17 protein-coding genes are annotated in these 17,876 nt (G+C 62.4%); 12 read left to right on the top strand and 5 right to left on the bottom strand.

Annotation, left to right across the window (positions count from 1 at the left end; genetic code table 11):
• Positions 1-29 precede the first annotated feature (29 nt).
• Entirely contained in the window at positions 30-677 is a 648-nt protein-coding gene (locus ACEN9T_RS02315) for a BON domain-containing protein (RefSeq protein WP_092975231.1), read from the top strand.
• Positions 678-759: 82 nt separating this feature from the next.
• Here ACEN9T_RS02315 and ACEN9T_RS02310 read toward each other — a convergent pair whose 3' ends face one another.
• Positions 760-1,560 (bottom strand): helix-turn-helix domain-containing protein, encoded by an 801-nt coding sequence (locus tag ACEN9T_RS02310; RefSeq protein WP_092975229.1) that lies wholly within the window; start codon positions 1,558-1,560, stop codon positions 760-762.
• 395 nt (positions 1,561-1,955) lie between these two features.
• Here ACEN9T_RS02310 and ACEN9T_RS02305 point away from each other — a divergent pair, with 395 nt between their 5' ends.
• The 7 genes from ACEN9T_RS02305 (at position 1,956) to mgtA (ending at position 11,076) form a co-directional block, all read left to right on the top strand.
• Positions 1,956-3,203, top strand: a complete 1,248-nt coding sequence (locus tag ACEN9T_RS02305) for a PAS domain-containing sensor histidine kinase (protein WP_413706304.1) — start codon at positions 1,956-1,958, stop codon at positions 3,201-3,203.
• Positions 3,200-3,847, top strand: a complete 648-nt coding sequence (locus tag ACEN9T_RS02300; protein WP_092975223.1) for a response regulator transcription factor — start codon at positions 3,200-3,202, stop codon at positions 3,845-3,847. The genes ACEN9T_RS02305 and ACEN9T_RS02300 overlap by 4 nt, the downstream gene beginning before the upstream one ends.
• Positions 3,848-3,991: 144 nt before the next feature.
• Entirely contained in the window at positions 3,992-5,128 is a 1,137-nt protein-coding gene (locus ACEN9T_RS02295) for an ABC transporter permease (RefSeq protein WP_413706303.1), read from the top strand.
• Positions 5,129-5,130: 2 nt separating this feature from the next.
• Positions 5,131-5,829: an ABC transporter ATP-binding protein gene (locus ACEN9T_RS02290; RefSeq protein ID WP_092975574.1), complete on the top strand. Its 699-nt coding sequence runs from the start codon at positions 5,131-5,133 to the stop codon at positions 5,827-5,829.
• Positions 5,826-6,911 carry an HlyD family secretion protein gene (locus ACEN9T_RS02285; RefSeq protein ID WP_413706302.1) on the top strand — a complete coding sequence of 362 codons (1,086 nt, stop codon included), beginning with the start codon at positions 5,826-5,828 and terminating at the stop codon, positions 6,909-6,911. The genes ACEN9T_RS02290 and ACEN9T_RS02285 overlap by 4 nt, the downstream gene beginning before the upstream one ends.
• Positions 6,912-6,928: 17 nt before the next feature.
• Entirely contained in the window at positions 6,929-8,383 is a 1,455-nt protein-coding gene (locus ACEN9T_RS02280; protein WP_413706301.1) for an efflux transporter outer membrane subunit, read from the top strand.
• Between the two features lie 95 nt (positions 8,384-8,478).
• Positions 8,479-11,076 (top strand): magnesium-translocating P-type ATPase, encoded by a 2,598-nt coding sequence (gene mgtA / locus ACEN9T_RS02275; RefSeq protein ID WP_413706589.1) that lies wholly within the window; start codon positions 8,479-8,481, stop codon positions 11,074-11,076.
• Positions 11,077-11,085: 9 nt separating this feature from the next.
• On the opposite strand, the gene ACEN9T_RS02270 is transcribed toward mgtA, so the two are convergent.
• The 4 genes from ACEN9T_RS02270 to ACEN9T_RS02255 form a co-directional block, all read right to left on the bottom strand.
• Entirely contained in the window at positions 11,086-11,736 is a 651-nt protein-coding gene (locus tag ACEN9T_RS02270; RefSeq protein ID WP_413706300.1) for a phosphoribosyltransferase, read from the bottom strand.
• Positions 11,737-11,740: 4 nt separating this feature from the next.
• Complete coding sequence (locus tag ACEN9T_RS02265) at positions 11,741-12,424, bottom strand: dienelactone hydrolase family protein (RefSeq protein WP_413706299.1); 684 nt, start codon at positions 12,422-12,424, stop codon at positions 11,741-11,743.
• 87 nt (positions 12,425-12,511) lie between these two features.
• Positions 12,512-13,000 carry a hypothetical protein gene (locus ACEN9T_RS02260; protein WP_413706298.1) on the bottom strand — a complete coding sequence of 163 codons (489 nt, stop codon included), beginning with the start codon at positions 12,998-13,000 and terminating at the stop codon, positions 12,512-12,514.
• 185 nt (positions 13,001-13,185) lie between these two features.
• Positions 13,186-14,736, bottom strand: a complete 1,551-nt coding sequence (locus ACEN9T_RS02255; RefSeq protein WP_413706297.1) for an AAA family ATPase — start codon at positions 14,734-14,736, stop codon at positions 13,186-13,188.
• Positions 14,737-14,862: 126 nt separating this feature from the next.
• Here ACEN9T_RS02255 and ACEN9T_RS02250 point away from each other — a divergent pair, with 126 nt between their 5' ends.
• The 4 genes from ACEN9T_RS02250 to phbB all read left to right on the top strand — a co-directional run bounded on the left by ACEN9T_RS02250 (position 14,863) and on the right by phbB (position 17,867).
• Complete coding sequence (locus ACEN9T_RS02250; protein WP_413706296.1) at positions 14,863-15,900, top strand: zinc-dependent alcohol dehydrogenase family protein; 1,038 nt, start codon at positions 14,863-14,865, stop codon at positions 15,898-15,900.
• A gap of 47 nt (positions 15,901-15,947) precedes the next feature.
• Complete coding sequence (locus ACEN9T_RS02245; RefSeq protein WP_413706588.1) at positions 15,948-16,601, top strand: nitroreductase family protein; 654 nt, start codon at positions 15,948-15,950, stop codon at positions 16,599-16,601.
• A gap of 176 nt (positions 16,602-16,777) precedes the next feature.
• Entirely contained in the window at positions 16,778-17,113 is a 336-nt protein-coding gene (locus tag ACEN9T_RS02240) for a carboxypeptidase regulatory-like domain-containing protein (protein ID WP_254775717.1), read from the top strand.
• A 7-nt stretch (positions 17,114-17,120) separates the two neighbouring features.
• Positions 17,121-17,867, top strand: a complete 747-nt coding sequence (phbB, locus tag ACEN9T_RS02235) for an acetoacetyl-CoA reductase (RefSeq protein ID WP_413706295.1) — start codon at positions 17,121-17,123, stop codon at positions 17,865-17,867.
• The last annotated feature ends 9 nt before the right edge of the window (positions 17,868-17,876 follow it).

Below are 17,876 nucleotides of genomic sequence, written 5' to 3'. Positions count from 1 at the left end.
GAGGCGACTCTATCTAGCAGGAGCGAGTTATGAAAAGCGATCTGGGTATCAAGCAGGACGTCAACGACGAACTGCTTTGGGAACCTGCGGTGGATGCCGCAGCGATTGGTGTGGAAGTGGACAACGGCGTGGTGACGCTGACCGGCCACGTGCGCAGCTACATGGAGAAGGTCGCTGCCGAGCATGCGGCTGAGCGTGTTGCCGGCGTGCGCGGGGTCGTGCAGAAGATCGAAGTCCGCCTGCCGGGAGCACACACGGACGAGGATGTCGCTCAAGCCGCCCGTGCCGCGCTTGAATGGCAGGTCAGCTTGCCGTCCAACCGCATCGAGGTGCTGGTCGAAAACGGTTGGGTGACGCTCTCGGGTGAGGTGGACTGGCCATACCAGAGCGAGCAGGCGGCGCATGCGGTGGGATCGTTGCGCGGTGTAGCGGGGCTGATCAACCGGCTGCGAATCAAAGCACGCGTGGCGCCAGCCAATGTTGCCGAGCAGATCGGTGCGGCGCTCAAGCGGCATGCCGCGCGTGAGGCCGACCACATCCAGGTCTCCGTTCATGGCGGGACGGTGACGCTCAGTGGCCACATTGGTTCGGCATCGGAGCGGCGCGCGGCCAAGGGCGCGGCATGGTCCGCACCTGGCGTGACGGAAGTCATCGATCATCTCCAGATCACGCCGTAAGGTTGGAAACAATGCAGGAAAAACGCCGCCCCACGAGAAAAAGGCCGGGGCGGCGTGATTTTTTGAGCGGCAGGGCGAGCGGTCAAAGCTCCGTCAGTGCCGCCTTGTCAGTCAGCTCGATGTTCTTGCCACTCACGACGATCCAGCCTTCGCGCTGGAATCTCGACAGCGCACGGCTGACCGTCTCAAGCTGCATGCCGAGGTAGCTGCCGATTTCTTCGCGGGTCATGCGCAGCGTGAAGCTCAAAGCGGAGTACCCGCGGTCCTGCATGCGCGTGGAGAGATTCAGCAGGAAGGTGGCAACACGCGCTTCCGCGCTCAGCCCGGCGAGCAGCAGCATGAGGCCTGACTCGCGCACGATCTCTTCAGCCATCAATTGGTGAAGGCGACGTTGCAGTGGGCGGATGTCCTGGCACAGGTCTTCAATGCAGTGGAACGGCATGGAGCAGACCGTGCTGTCTTCCAGGGCAATCGCATCGCAGGTGTGGCGATCTGCGGCAATGCCGTCCAGGCCAAGCGTTTCGCCCGGCAATTGGAATCCGGTGACGTGACTTGCGCCGTTGGGGTGCGACACCACCGTTTTGAACGATCCCGACCGAATGGCATAGAGCGCGTGGAAGCTGTCACCTGCGCGGAAGAGTGCTTCGCCTTTGGCGATCTTGCGCCAGGTGTGCACCATCTGATCGAGCTGTTCGCGTTGCCCGGATGGCACAGCGCTCGCGATACAGGTCCAATGCATCATGCAATTGCCACATTGGCTGTTCGGGATCAGTGGCGTAGTCTCCCGGGCCTGTGTGGCGTCGCGCACCAGCCTGAGTTGGGGCAGCGCAGCAGGCTGCCGAAGTTCAACGGGTACGGGGGACTCTATCGTGCGCGGAATCATGGGGCGGCTCCGGAAGGCGTCTGTGGTCTTTGAACCACACATCCTCGGTGAGGTGGTGGGTATCCGGTCACTGCCCTCCATCAAGGCTCGGTGTCCGTAGGCAGAAGTATCGGAGGCGCGGCGTTTGCGCGAAATCAGGCGGCGCTGAGATGTGCGTCGGGATGCGCCATGCCCCTGTCAGGGTTTCCTGACAGCCACAGCAGGGTTTTCCGGAGGGCTTCTCCGTCACATGGGGAGTATCAGCCGCTCCCGGAATGCGATATGTTGTTTGCTTCTAAGCCCTTTTCCGGTGTGCGGTGGCGGACCAAGACACTCAATCCTCGAAGGCAACGCACCGGCGCCTGCCGCAACTGCAATCCACTTCGGCCGAACTGATGGCGGGGGGGCTTGCGATTTTGCTGCTGGCCGCGACGGTTGCCCTGCGAGCCGTCGCCTTCCGGGCTTGGGATGCCCACTTCATCCTGTTGGCCGCGGCAAGCATCGCTGCGGTTGTCGCACTGGTGTTCTATTGGCTGCGGCTTCGGAAGTTGCGAGCCGCTGTCGCCCGGGACGTGACCTACCTTGAAAAGAGCGAAGCCCGGCTGGCCGGCATCATTCGTTCGTCCATGGAAGCCATCATTTCCGTGGATGAAGCCCAACGCATCGTGCTGTTCAATCCCATGGCCGAAACCCTGTTTGGTTGTCCGGCTCGCCATGCCATCGGCCGGCAGTTGTCAAACTTCATTCCTGAGCGATTTCGCGGCGCGCACGAAGCGCACGTACGGCGTTTCGGGGTGACGGGCGTGTCGGAGCGCCAGATGGGCAAGCAGCGCCCGCTGTTTGCCCTGCATACCGATGGGCGGGAATTCCCGATCGAAGCGTCGATTTCACAGATCGAGGTGAACGGGGGCAAGCTCTTCACGGTGATGCTGCGTGACACCACGGAACGTGTCCGCGCGGAAGCGGCGCTGCGGCGCTCTCAGGAAGAACTGCAGCATCTGTCGGACAGCGTTCTGGCCACGCGCGAAGAAGAGCGGCACCGCATCGCCCGTGAGCTGCACGACGATCTGGGCCAGCGTCTGAGCGCACTCAAGATGGATATTTCGCTGCTGGCGGCGGATCTGCGGGCCGCAGGAAGTGACAAGGCGCTAATCGACCAGACGCAGGCGATGCAACACGTGATCGACGAGACGATTGTTGCTGTGCGACAGATCTCTGCTGACCTTCGGCCGCCCTTGCTGGATGAGCTGGGGCTCGTGCCCTCCATCGAATGGATGGCCAAGAATTTTCGCCAGCGCTTTGGCTTGGTCGTGAACGTGCATGCGCAAGAGCTGGCAATGAACGAGCGCGCTGCCATCTCGGTCTTTCGGATCGTGCAGGAGGCGCTCAACAATGTCGTGCGCCACGCCGATGCCACTCGCGTTGAGATCGCGTTCTCGCAGCAGGATGACCTGCTGGAGTTGTCCATTCAAGACAATGGGCATGGCTGGAGTGGGGCGCCGCCGGCGGTGGGTGAACGCAAGCCACTGGGGTTGCTTGGCATCCGCGAACGTGCCCGGTTACTGGGCGGGCAGGCAACGATCACCCATGCGCCTGGCGGCGGCTTTCGCCTGAGCGTGAGCTTTCCCGCCGTTCACGAAGCCACTGAGGAGGCGCGGACATGATTCGCGTGATGATCGCCGACGATCATGCCGTGATGCGCGATGGCGTGCGCCATATCCTGGAGCGCGCGGGCGATTTTGAAGTCGCATGCGAAGCGTCCGACGGTACGCAGGTCTTGCAACTGGTGCGTGACAACCAACCGCAGGTGATCGTGCTGGATCTTTCGATGCCGGGGCGCAGCGGGCTGGAACTGCTCCGCCAGCTGCACGACGATCACCCCAGGGTGCGCGTGCTGGTGCTGACCATGCATGCTGAAGAACAGTACGTGGCCCGCGCCTTCCGTGCAGGGGCGGCCGGCTACCTGACGAAGGAAAGCGCCGCGACCGAACTGGTCACCGCGCTGCAGAAGGTGGCGAGCGGCGGCACGTATGTCAGCCCGCCCATGGCGGAGAAGCTTGCGCACAGCCTGGGCGAGCCCAGCGAGGAGGCGGCCCACACGCGCCTGTCCGATCGTGAGATGGAGGTCTATCGGCGGCTGGTGCGAGGCGAGCCCTTGACCGAGATTGCCACCAGTCTGTGTGTGAGCGCCAAGACCATTAGCACCTACAAGATGCGGCTGATGGACAAGCTGCAGCTCTCCAGCGAAGCCGCCCTCGTGCGTTACGCGATACGTCATCGCTTGTTTTCCGACGACGATACGCTGTAGCGCATTCTCCGCAGGACTGAGCCCGGCCTTGCGACACATCAAAGGCCGCCGCCCCGGAATCGCTATCGTTGATGCACATGCATCGGCCGGTCGGTATCACCCCGGGGCGCTCCCCTGTCTGCCGTGCATGGCCAAGGGGGCCATGTGCAAGCCATTCTCAAACTCGCTTACAAGCTGCTGGTCAATGACAAGGCCAAGCTGAGCGGCTTGCTGGTCGGCATTACGTTTGCGGTGTTTCTGATGATTGAGATGACGTCGCTGTTTGCGGGCGTGCTCAATCGGTCTTCGTCTGCCGTGTACAACATCGGCGCACGCATGTGGGTCATGGACCCGGCTGTCAACACCGTGGCCAACACGATCGGCATGCCGGAGTATGTTCTTGATGCGGTACGCAGCATTCACGGTGTGAAGTTTGCCGTGCCGCTGTATTCAGGTGGTGCACTTGTGCGCCTGAAGAGCGGGACATATCAGCCTGTGACCGTCGTCGGCATCGACGACACCAGCCTGTTCGGCCGCCCGCACATGCTCAGCGGCCGTATCCAGGATCTGTACGGCGAGAACGCTTTCATCGTCATCCAGGACGCCGAGTTCGGAAAGCTGGAAAACCCGCATATCGGCACCGAGTTCGAGGTTAATGACCACCGGGGAGTGATCGTCGGCATTGGCGACGTGGCGACCAGCGGATTGTTTGGCGTGCCCACCCTGTACACAACGTACCGTCGCGCTGTGCAGTATCTGCCCGGTACGCGCTACACGATGTCGTACATCCTGATCGAGCCCAAGACCGAGGCCGACATTGCAGCGATCGAACGCGCGGTAGACCGGCTCGGTTATCGCGCCCTGACCAAGGAAGAGTTCATCAGCCGCATTTCGCACTTCTATACCTTCCAGACCGGGCTTGGCACCAACATCCTGCTGATGACGGTGATCAGCTTCGTGGTAGGGCTGTCCATATCGGGGCAGACGTTCTACACCTTCATTCTCGAAAACCTGGAGCGCTTTGGCGCACTCAAGGCCATCGGAGCCAAGGGGCGTGAGCTGGTCACGATGATCGTTTTCCAGGCCACGTTCGTTGCGCTGGTGGGCTACGGGCTGGGCATCGGCCTATGCGCCGCGTCGATTGCGCTGGTGCGCCTTCGCATTCCGGACTACGCAGCCATGATCACGTTCACCAATCTGATGCTGGCGCTGGCCATGGTGATCGTGATCGCCGGTATATCGGGCTATATCGGCGTGCGTAAGGTCCTGCGCATCGAGCCCTTTGACATCTTCCGGGGTTGATCGTGGCCAACGTTGCCATTGCCGCACAGGCGCTCGATAAATGGTTTGGCGAGGGCGAGGCGCGTACTCGCGCGCTCATGCAGGTCAGTTTCGAGGCCGAATTCAACGAGATGCTGTTCATCGTCGGGCCCTCGGGTAGCGGCAAGACCACGTTGCTGAGCGTGATCTCCGGCATTCTGCGCCCGGATGGCGGCCGCGCTGTCGTGGACGGGGTCGATATCTGGAGCCTGGGCGGCGACGCACTGGCCGATTTCCGCCTGAGCAAGATCGGCTTCGTGTTTCAGGACTACCACCTGTTCCCGCGCCTCACCACGGTCGAGAACGTCGCCATTCCGCTGATCCTGCGGCATGTCGCGTGGGACACAGCGCTCGACCAAGCCATGCATTACCTCGATGTGGTTGGGCTGAAGAACCGTGCGCAGTTGCCGCCGGTCAAGCTCAGCGGTGGAGAGCAGCAGCGCGTGGCGATTGCACGCGCCATCGTTTCGCAGCCCGACATCCTCATCCTGGATGAACCCACCGCATCGCTGGATGGCGACACCGGCCGCTCCATCATGCAGTTCGTAAAGACGGAAATCCTGAACGCGCACCGCTGCATCGTGATCGTGACGCACGACGCGCGCATCCTCGACATGGCCAGCCGCATCCTCGATATGGAGGATGGCAAGCTGAGCCGCATTGAACACGGAGAGATGCGATGAAGATCCGATGGTTGTTTGTGCTTTCTGTGATCGGCGCGCTGGCTGGGGTTGGGGCGGCCATCTACTACGCACGGCAGAAGCCACCGCTGCCGCCTGTTTTCCAACCCGCTGCCAATCCGTACGCGACGGGCATTTACGCCAACGGCATTGTCGAAAGCGATCAGCCCAGCGGTGCCAACCTTAACCTGTATGCCGAGGTGTCGGGCACTGTCGCGCGTATCGCCGTGCAGGATGGGCAAGCGGTCAAGCGCGGCGATGTCCTGATCCAGATCGAGGATTCCGTGCAACGCGCCCTGACGGCACAACAGCAGTCGCAAGCGGATGCCGTCGATGCCCAGTTGAACGCGCTGCTGGCCCAACCGCGTAAGGAAGCGCTGGAGGTCACCCGTGCACAGGTGAGCGCCGCAGATGCCGGTTTGCGCACCGTGCAGGATCAGTTGGATAAGCTTGAGGCGGCTGCCCGGCTCAACCCCAAGGCCGTCAGTCGCGATGCAATGGACAACGCTGCCAACGCGGTACGGGTGGCGCACGGCAATCTCGCTGTTGCGCAACGTCAGTACGACCTGACGCGCGCCGGCGCCTGGAGCTACGACATCCGTACGCTGCAGAAACAGCGCGATGCCTTGCAGAAGGGTGCGGCAGCGGCAGCGGCGCTGCTCGAAAAATATGCCGTGCGGGCGCCGATGGACGGTGTTGTCATGTCCGTCAACACGGCGATGGGTGGCTATGTATCGCCGCAGGGTACCTATGACGCCTACACGCGAGCCAACGTGCCCCTGGTCACGATGAGCACCGGTCAGAACAAGCTGGCCGTGCGTGTGTATGTGGACGAGATTCTGGTGCACCGCCTTCCGCCGGGCTCGGTACAGGCACGCATGTTCGTGCGCGGCACCGATGTCAGCGTGCCGCTGGAGTTTGTGCGCGTGCAGCCCTACGTGTCGCCCAAGGTCGAGTTATCCGACCTGCGCTCGGAACGCGTGGATGTGCGCGTGCTTCCGTTGCTTTTTCGCTTCAAGCAGCCTGACAAGCTCGCCGTCTATCCCGGCCAGCTGGTCGACGTCTATCTGCAGGGGGCGTCGTGAAAACGGTGGCGTGTGCGATGGCCGCAGCGCTGATGGTTTCGGGCTGTGCCGTCGGACCGGATTTTCACGCACCGCCTGCGCCCGGCGTCGATCGCTATCTTCATGATGGCGATCCTGCCCAGGCTGCCTCTGCAGATGGCATTGCGCAGCGCTTCACGGCTGCCACAGTGCCTGCAGACTGGTGGCACGCCCTCGGCAGTCCTGCGCTTGATCAGGCCATGGAAGCAGCCATTACGGCCAACCCGAGCCTGCAGCAGGCAGAAGCAAACCTGCGCGCCGCGCAAGACTTGTTGCGAGCTGGCGCTGGAGTGTTCTATCCGCAGGTGGCTGGATCAGCCGATGTGTCACGTCAGGCAGCGGTGCCCGCCAGGCTCGGGCAGACCGGCGCGCCAAGCCTTTTTACGCTGTGGACACTGGGGGCATCCATCAGTTACGCGGTCGATATCTTTGGCGGCAATCGGCGTGCGGTGGAAGCACTGGCGGCGCAGGCGGAAGAGCAAAGGTATGTAGTGGCCGCTGCCTACCTCACCCTGACCGGCAATCTGGTGAACACCGTGATTGCCCATGCCGCCTATCGGGCGGAAATCGACACCACGCGCAGCCTGATTGCCGTGGTGCGTGAGCAGGTGGAGATTGCACATGCGCAGGTCGAAGCCGGCGTCACGGCGCATGCCAGTGAGTTGAGCCTGGCTGCGCAATTGGCGTCGTTGGAGGCATCACTGCCGCCGCTGGAGCAAAAGCGTGACCAGGCTGCGCATCTGCAGGCGGTGCTGGCCGGCCGATTTCCTTCGGAGACAGACCCCGTAGACGTTGCGCTCAACGGGCTGCAACTGCCGGCGGACCTGCCCAGACTGGTGCCCTCTGAACTGGTGCGCCAGCGGCCCGACGTTCTGGCCGCACAGGCACGCCTGCACCAAGCCAGCGCCGAGGTGGGTGTTGCAACGGCGGCGATGCTGCCCAGTTTGACCCTGAGCGCAGACTACGCCCGGATGAGCGGTCGCAGCGCAGATCTGTTTGGCGCAAAAGCCGGCGCCTGGAGCGTGGGGGCAAGCCTTGCCGCCCCGCTGTTTGAGGGCGGCACCCTGTATTTCCGTCGTTCCGCATCCCGGCAGGCTTTGCAGGCCGCCGATGCCGGCTATCGGCAGGTGGTGCTCTCGTCGTTCGAACAGGTGGCCGATGTGCTGAGGGCACTTGAACACGATGCAGCGCAGCTTGACGCACAGTTGCGCGCACTGGCGGCCGCAAGTGCCACCCTGGAAGAGATCAACGCGAACTACCGTGCCGGTGTTGCTAACTATCTGCAGGTGCTGAGTGCCGACCTGCAGTATCAGCAAGCCGTGCTTGGCACGCTGCAAGTGCGTGCACAGCGGCTGCAAGACACCGTGGCGCTGTTCCTTGCGCTGGGCGGGGGTTGGCGTGGCGCCAGCATTGAACCGCTGGTAGCGGGACACGCACAGCAACCGCCGGGGTGACGACGAGCGTTGAGTTGCGTCAAAGCCCGGCGCGCGTCCTGCGCTCTAATGGTTTGCACATCCAGGTGCTTTGCACGCAATTTCCCATGCGCATCATGCCCGTGCCGTCTCCGCATTTGCCCGCCGACGATCTCTCGATGTGGTCGGTGCTTGCCTCACAGGACGTGCTGGGCCGGCTTCAGACCCAGACGCACGGCCTGACGCAGGAAGCCGCAGCACAGCGCCTGCGTGAACACGGGCTCAACCGCGTGGCCAACGGCCATCACGAGGCTGTGCTGAGTGAGCTGGTGCGCCGCTCGGTCAATCCGCTGAATGTGCTGCTCATCTCGCTGGCGGGCGTCTCGGCGGTGTTGGGCGATATACGGGCGGCGGTGCTGATTGCCGTCATGGTGGTACTGAGCGTTGTGTTGGGCTTTCTGCAGGAGCATCGCTCCAACCGCGCGGCGGAGGCACTGCGTCGCATGGTGCACACAATGGCAACGGTAAGGCGCATCGGTTCCGACGGCGCCGAAGCAAGCCAGGAAATCCCGATCGAGCAACTGGTGCCGGGCGATATCGTGCAGCTTTCCGCCGGCGACATGGTGCCGGCGGACTTGCGGCTGCTCAGCGCGAAGGATGTGTTCGTCAACCAGTCGGCCCTGACTGGTGAGGCTATGCCGCAGGAAAAGCATGCGGAACCTTCCGACAGTCAACCTGCGGCAGATTTCGATCGACCTAATCTGTGCTTCATGGGCAGCGCCGTGGTGAGCGGCTACGCGACGGGCGTTGTCCTGACCACCGGCCGCCGGACCGCCTTTGGTCATGTGGCGAACCTGATTGCCGGGCAACGCGAGCAGACCAGCTTTGATCGCGGCATTACCCGGTTCACCTGGCTGATGCTGACGCTGATCCTGGTGATGGCGCCCACGGTCTTTCTCATCAATGGACTGACCAAGGGCAACTGGTTCGAGGCGCTGTTGTTTGCGGTGGCCGTGGCCGTTGGTCTGACGCCCGAGATGCTGCCGATGATCGTCACCGTCAATCTGGCCAAGGGCGCCATTGCCATGTCGCGCAAGAAGGTCATCGTCAAGCGGCTCAACGCCATCCAGAATTTCGGTGCGATGGATGTGCTGTGCACCGACAAGACCGGCACGCTCACACAAGACCGCATCATCCTCAAGCATCACCTGGATTTGCGCGGTGAAGAATCAGATGAAGTGCTGGAGTATGCGTTTCTTAACAGCTTCTATCAGTCCGGCCTGAAGAACCTGCTGGACGTGGCCGTGCTCAAGCACGTGGAGCTGGAACAGCGCCTGGATGTACATGCGCGTTTCCAGAAGATCGATGAGCTGCCGTTTGACTTCGAGCGGCGGCGCATGTCGGTGGTGCTGGCGCAGGACGATGGCAAACATGTGCTGATCTGCAAGGGTGCCGTGGAAGAAGTGCTGGCTGTCAGTGCGCGTTACGTGAGCGGCGACGAGGCTGGCCCGCTGGAGGCAAGCCACCTCCAAGATACGCGGCAACTGGCGGAGAACCTGAATGCTGACGGTTTCCGTGTCGTGGCTGTTGCATACAAGGAGATGCCGCCCGAGCAAAACCAGTACGTCGTCGCAGACGAGTCGGGGCTGACGTTGCTCGGGTACATCGCCTTTCTCGACCCACCGCGTGATACGGCCGCCCCCGCCATTGCTGCATTGAAGGCCCGCGGCGTGGCAGTCAAGATCCTGACCGGGGACAACGGCATTGTTGCGCGCAAGATCTGTCGCGAGGTCGGGCTGGCCGTGGAACCGGTGGTGCTTGGCGCCGAGCTGGCCGCCATGTCACCTGACCAGATGGCCGAGGTAGCCGAGCGCGCGTCGGTGTTCGCCAAGGTATCGCCGGCGCAAAAGGCGGCCATTGTCGAGGCACTGCACCGCCGGGGCCATGTGGTGGGCTTCATGGGCGACGGCATTAACGATGGGCCGGCGCTCAAGGCCGCGGATGTCGGCATCTCCGTGGATAGCGCGGTCGATATTGCGAAGGAGTCCGCCGACATCATCCTGCTGGAGAAAAGTCTGGCCGTGCTGGGCGAGGGCGTGACGGAAGGGCGCAAGGTGTTCGGCAACATCGTCAAGTACATCAAGATGGGCGCCAGCTCGAACTTCGGAAACATGTTCAGCGTGCTGGGCGCAAGCCTGTTTCTGCCCTTTCTGCCAATGGCACCGGTGCAGGTTCTGCTCAACAACCTGCTCTACGACTTTTCGCAAACCGCAATCCCGACCGACAATGTAGACGAGGACTACCTTGTCAAACCACGACGATGGGAGATCGGCAGCATCTTGAAGTTCATGCTGTACATGGGGCCCGTCAGTTCGTTGTTTGATTTTGCGACCTATGCGCTGCTGCTGGGCGTCTTTCACGCGTGGGCGGATCCGGCGCTGTTCCAGTCCGGATGGTTTGTTGAATCGCTGCTCACGCAAACGCTCATCATCCATATCATCCGCACAGCCAGGGTGCCGTTCGTGCAAAGTCGGGCAAGTACCGCTCTGGTGCTGACCAGCATCGCCATTGCTTGCGTGGGTGTCGCCATGCCGTTGACATCGGTCGGGGCGCTGTTTGGCTTCGTACCGCTGCCGGCAGCGTACTGGCCGTGCCTGGCAGCGATCATAGTGGCCTACGGGTTGTGTGCCTATGTGATGAAAGCCTGGTACGTGCGCAGATACGGTCTGGATTGAGCGGGCATGTCAGCCAGCCTGGCGCTCGCTTTGCGGGGCCACGTCCAACGCAGCACGCACTTCGGCGTCTTCCACCTGAGGAAAGTCGGCGTAATACAAACCGACCGCCCGGAAGCCCTGCGGCGCGTAGAGGCAGACGACCTCATCGGCAAGCGGTCGGATCTCGTCCAGGCTGTCCGGCGCCGCCACGGGAACCGCGCAGATGAGGCGTTGCGGATGACGCTGCCGTATGGCGTGGAGTGCCGCCTTCATGGAAGCCCCGGTCGCCAGCCCATCGTCGACCACGATCACAACGCGTCCTTCTACGTCATACGGACCGCGATTTGGGGTATAGAGCGCACGGCGCCGACGGATGACTTCCATTTGTTCAGCGCTTTCCTGTTCGAGGTATGTCGTGTCCGCGCCAATGCGGCTCGCATAGGGTGCGAAGTAGGTCCAGCCGCCTTCTTCTAAAGAGCCGACAGCCAGTTCAGGGTTGAACGGCGCGCCGAGTTTGCGAACCAGCACCACATCAAGCTGACCGCCGAGTGCGTGTGCGATGAGTGCGCCCATTGGAACCGCACCCCTTGGGATGGCCAACACCAGCGGGTGCATGTCCCGATACTTTTCCAGCGCCTGCGCCAGCATGCGCGCTGCATCTAATCGATCTTTGAATCGCACGGGGCTACCTCGCGTGTCGTTGGGGTTGGGTGGCAGCGCTCAAATAGCGGACGAACCATGCCCGCGCCAGCTCGGCCACCTGTTCGAGGGCACCCTCTTCTTCAAAAAGGTGTGTTGCGTGCGGCACCGTCTCAAGGGCTTTCTCACAATGCATCTGGCTCAGCGCTTGCCGGTTGAGATCGAGAACGTCCGAATCGGCCGCACCTACGATCAGCAGGGTCGGGCAGGCGAGTTTGTCCAGTGCGCGTGGGCCCGCAAGATCCGGCCGACCGCCGCGGCTGACGACCGCCTCGATCGGGCAGGCGTCGTCCGACTCGGTCGCTGCCAGGATCGCGGCTGCGGCTCCGGTGCTGGCGCCAAAATACCCGAGGCGTAACCCGCGTTCGCGGGCGATGCTGCCCACCGCGCGTGTGGCTGTACGCAGACGCCGCGCCAGTAGGTCGATGTCGAACCGGCACGAGGCATGCGATGCCTCTTCGGCACTCAACAGATCGAACAGCAGCGTGCCCAAGCCGGCGGCATGAAGCTGATCGGCAACATACCGGTTGCGCGGGCTGAGCCGCGAACTGCCGCTGCCATGCGCAAAGATCACCAGGCCGTTTGCATTGCCGGGGCAGTCCAACGTGCCTTCCAGCACTGCGTCGTGCGCCACGATATCCATGCTCAGAGAAAGTGGCTCGGCATTCATGGATGGGGTTTCCTGGAGTGAGGTGGCAGCCTGGCGGCTGGAGGCTGCCGGTCGTCTTGTGCTCGATACGGGCGAGGCGTGTGACGATCAGGCGGTCTGTTCAGCTTTTCCCTTTGCTGGGCGGGCCAGTCCGTTCTTCTTCGCCTCGGAGTCTGGCGGAGCCATGTGGTTGAAGCTGTCAAAGAAGGCCTTCAGCGAATCGGAAGATGCGGCAAACAACTGCGAGGAAGAGGTCTGTCCTTCAGGTTGCCGCATTTGCTGAGTCCACTCAGTCAGTCGACGCAAATAGGCCGCCTGTAGCTTGTTCGTGAAATCGGCCCATGTCTTCAGAGCGTTAGCACCGTGGCTCGATTGCATCTTCATGAAGATGCTCTGCGCAGCGGCCAGCGATGTCCAGTCATGCGTGCCACTCAGCTCATGTTCCAACGCACGCAGATCTTCCAGCGCAGCCTCTGCCAGCTTGAGGCGGAAATGGGCCAGGTCGATCTGCGCCTCGAGCATGAAGCTGGCGGTGCGGCTCATATCGCGCATGGCGACGCATGCCAGGTTGCATGCCATATCAGCAGGTTGTTGCATTGTGATCTCCGGTGGGGTCTTGGCGGACAGGTGAACGGGGCCGCCGAATAAGGTTTCCATCTGCAGCGTAGGCACTCTGCAGTTGTGTGCGTTGATATGGCGCAAACTGGCGGCCGCGCGTGAAACACCATCGCCGCAGTGCTAGGTCTCGTGGCACTTGGTTGCCTGAGCCAGGCCGTGCAGAATCATTGCCCTTTGCCTTTGATGTAAGGCACCACGTTCGACATCTCGTCAGGTATCACATGTGCCCGCTCGTCCGCACTGAGAGGCTGTTGTGTGGCGATCTGGGCCTCCAGCACGTGCAGATCTGCCTCGGATGCGTCGAGCCCACCGCGCATGCGCTTGCGGATGCGCATACGCAGCCTGTCGACGTCGGCAACGCAGTCCACGATGGCCACGGCCACCCTCAACCGCCGGGCCAGCGAGAAGAAACGTCTGCGTTGATGCTCGGCCAGGAACGTCGCGTCCGCAATCATCGGAAAACCAGACCTCGCGCCCACCTTGCAAACGGCGGCCAGACGCCGATAAGTACGTTCGACCGCACGGGGCAGGTAACGATCTACGGCGGCGACATGCTGGACGCGTTGGCGTTCAACATCGGAGCGCACGCGGATCATCCCTTCTGCTTCGGCAAGCTGTGCGGCGCGGGTGGATTTTCCGCTGCCGGAAAGGCCATGCATGAGAAGAATGCAGGCGTCGTTTCGGCAGAGCAGCTCCCGAGATAGGTCGAGCATGCGGCGTGCCTCGGCGCGCGGCTTGGCAGCCAGATCGGGCGTTCCGTCCAACTGATGGGCGCGTTCCAGCAGCACGCGGGCGCGCACGAGTGCGCGCATCGATGCGTAGAAAGGCAGTACCGTCAACCCGCCATAGTCGCCACATCGTTCGAGATAACGGTTGATCAGGCGATACGCCATCGCATGCAGGCCCGCTGCGAGCAAGTCCATGAACAGAAAGGCTGTGTCGTACATGGTGTCGATCCACCGGAGCGACGGCGAGAATTCAAGGCAGTCGAACGGCGTCGGCTGGCCATTGATCAAGACGATGTTGCCCAGGTGCAGATCACCATGGCATTCGCGGATGTGCTGGCAGCGCAGGCGTGACGCAAATGTCTCTTCGAGGCGACTTGCGTGTTGACGAAGCAGCGATATCGTGGCCGCCGCAATCGGGGGTTCCGTGCTGAGGGCAACGACACCCGCTGCGCAATCCTCAAGCGTGCGCCGAACGCTTGCAGGTGTTCCAGCGTCTGAACCGGCGCGGGCGACAGGCGCGGTTGCGTGGAAGTCTGCAATCAGGTCGGCCAGCGCGTCGATCTCTTCGGGGCGGACCTGCGAATCATGGGCCAATGTGCTCAGCACGTCTTGCTGGGCGAAGCGGCGCATGCGGACCGCGTACTCACAAGGCACGCCTTGTCCATTGACGCGGATGGCATCCGTGGCCGGATCGTGCGAGATCGGCACCACGCCAAGGTATAGCGCTGGGGCGAGGCGGCGGTTGAGACGGCACTCCTCTTCGCAGTCGATCTGTCGCGCACGGAGCGTCGAAAAATCGACGAAGTCCAGCTTGATCGGCTTGCGTACCTTGTATGCAAAATCGCCCGCCAGGAAGACCCACGACAGATGGGTTTCGATCATCTGCAGATCGGCAGCGGGGTGCGGATACGCTGCCGCCTCAAGCATGCGTGTGACCAAGGCTTCCGCTGGCTGCGTGCATGGAATGGTGGTGGCTTGTTCGGCCATACGCAGTTTCGCCTCCGGATACAAGAAGTCAATATCGCGCGGTTGCCGCCATGCGCCCTGACGTAGATCAACGTCCGCGCAGGGCGGTTGCCTAGCATGGAGTCATCGTCCTCTTTGGTGATTGCCATGAAAGCACTCGTCTACGAAGGGCCCGGCAAGATCACTCTGGCCGACAAGCCGAAACCGGAATTGCAGGCGCCCGGCGACGCGGTAGTGCGCGTTACGTTGACGACCATTTGCGGTACCGACCTGCACATCATCAAGGGCGACGTGCCGACATGCGAGTCGGGGCGCACGCTGGGCCACGAGGGCGTGGGTGTGGTGGAGTCAGTGGGCGCGGCGGTGACATCGCTCCAGCCTGGTGACCACGTGCTGATCTCGTGCATCTCGTCGTGCGGAAAATGTGCGAACTGCCGGCGCGGCATGTACTCGCACTGCGAGACGGGCGGCTGGATCCTGGGCAATCGCATCGACGGCGTGCAGGCTGAGTACGTCAGGATTCCGCACGCCGAGACCAGCCTTTACAAACTGCCGCCAGGCGTCGATGAAGAAGCGCTGGTCATGCTGTCCGACATCTTTCCGACCGGATTCGAATGCGGCGTGCTCAACGGTCGCGTGCAGCCCGGCAGCAGCGTGGCGATTGTCGGTGCCGGCCCCATCGGGCTGGCTTCGTTGCTGACGGCGCAGTTTTACTCGCCCGCGCAGATCATCATGATCGACACGAACGCGGCGCGGCTGGAGGTGGCCGGCCGGCTGGGCGCAACGGCCTGCATTGATGTCTCCAATGAAGACGCGGTTGCCGCCGTGAAGCGGCTGACGGAGGGCGTAGGAGTCGATTGTGCAATCGAGGCGGTGGGCGTGCCCGCGACGTTCGAACTCTGCCAGCAGCTCGTTGCGCCGGGTGGGGTGATTGCGAACATTGGCGTGCATGGCGTCAAGGCAGATCTGCATCTGGAAACCTTGTGGAGCCAGAACATCGCCATCACCACGAGGCTCGTGGATACGGTCAGCACACCGATGCTCCTTAAAACAGTGCGTGCGGGGAAGCTGATGCCTGGGCAGCTCATCACGCACCGGTTCAAGCTCGATGACATCCTCACCGCCTACGACACGTTCCGCAATGCTGCGCAGACACATGCGCTGAAGGTGATCATCTCAGCCTAGGCGGCGACACACGTTCGATGGATTTTCAGTTTTGTGAGGTGGATGCCATGAGCGAGGCGATGCTCCTGTCTTATGACCCTGTGCAGTATCTGTTGCCGCCGCCAGCGTCCCACGCTGCGCCGGCAGCCATTGCACTGGCGCCGCCGCTATTGGATGGCGGTGGCACGTTGACCGCGGCGCTGATCAAGCGAAAAAGCGTGCGCGAGTTCGCGCCGACGCCACTGTCTCTGCAGCAACTGAGCGAATTGCTATGGGCGGCGAACGGCATCAACCGGCCGGAAACGGGCGGGCGCACCGCGCCGTCAGCGCATGGCTTGAATGAAATCGACATCTACGTCGCGCTGCCAGAGGGCGTCTACGAATACGAGCCGGTGGCGCATCGTTTGCGGCTCAAGCACGCCGTGGACGCGCGCAACCTCACCGGATATCAGGACTTTGTCGGCAAGGCGCCGCTGGATCTGGTGTACGTGGTGAACCATGCGCGTGCAGACCAGATGCCCGGAGCGGTGCGCGAAACCTTTGCCGGCGTAGCGGCAGGGGCAATCTCGCAGAACGTATCACTTTACTGTGCCTCGGCGGGGCTGGGCTGCGTGGTGCGCGGCTGGCTCAATCAGCGTCTTCTGGCAGAGGCCCTGTCGCTCAATGAAGACGAAGTTCCAGTACTGGCACAAACGGTCGGTCAGCCGGCCGCAGAGCAATGAGGTATGAGATGAGCAAGGCATGTCGTCTTTCGCCACGCTGCCTTCTTGCCGCGTTGGCTTTTGCCGCCAGCGCGCACGCTGGTGCAGCTGGACCGGATGCGGCGGCCCCGGAGGTTCGCTTCCAGAATGAGATCGCCTATGTGTCAGGCGGTGTGGGGAGCGACGAGCGAGACACCATGCACGCAATGGCACGTCGTTTCAATGTGCGGCTGAACGTGGTGTCGGCCAGAACCGGCGAGGCGTTATCGGACGTGGACGTGTCGGTTGCGGACGAGCGCGGCACGCTCCGTTTGCGCGTGCGCACGGAAGGACCGCTGTTGTATATGCGATTGCCGCGCGGGCGTTATCAGATAACGGCCGCGTATCGGGGCGTGATGCAGACCCTGAGCATTCGCGCTGGCGCGCAGCCGGTCGATGCCGTTGTCCGGTTGCGTATCGAACCCGGAGCAGACGAGTGGCTGCTGTGCAAGCGCGATTGCCCTCGCACTGGCGCACGCCCGACGACGCGATGAGGCCATCATGACAACATATCGCATTGCGCTCATCACCGGTGGTATGGGCGGCCTGGGCGAAGCCATTGCCGTCCGTCTGCATGCCCAAGGGCATCGGGTTGTGGTCACGCATTCGTTGCGCAATACGCGTGTGACCGCATGGCTGGCCGAACAGCGTGCCCAAGGACGTCTGTTCCAGACATTCGCAGTGGATGTGGCCGACTACGACGCTTGCCAGCGATGCGCATCGGATGTGCTCACGACGGTAGGCCCCGTCGACATTCTCGTGAACAACGCCGGCATCACGCAGGACATGACCTTCAAGCGCATGACGCTGGATGCCTGGCGGAACGTGCTGGCCACCGATCTCGACTCCGTCTTCAACATGACCAAGCCGCTGTACGAAGGCATGATCGAGCGCGGTTGGGGCCGCATTATCAATATCTCGTCGGTCAATGGATCGCGGGGCGCGTTCGGGCAGACGAACTACGCGGCCGCCAAGGCCGGCATACACGGGTTCACCAAGGCGCTGGCACTCGAGTGTGCGTCAAAGGGCGTGACCGTCAACACGATTTCGCCTGGTTATCTCGCCACGCGAATGACGCGCGATATTCCCAGCGAGATCATGCAAGAGCGCATTCTTCCGCAAATCCCGGTAGGCCGTCTCGGCCGGCCGGAAGAAGTGGCTGCCCTGGTGGCATTTCTGTGCGGCGAGGACGCCGCCTACGTTACCGGTGCCAACGTTGCCGTGAATGGTGGCTTGCACATGCAATAGCGCATGCGC

Source organism: Ralstonia sp. Ralssp110, assembly GCF_047325135.1.
GTDB classification, from domain to species: Bacteria; Pseudomonadota; Gammaproteobacteria; order Burkholderiales; family Burkholderiaceae; genus Ralstonia; species Ralstonia mojiangensis.
Note: the sequence above shows the minus strand (reverse complement) of the source record. Positions and strands in the feature narration are given on the sequence as shown.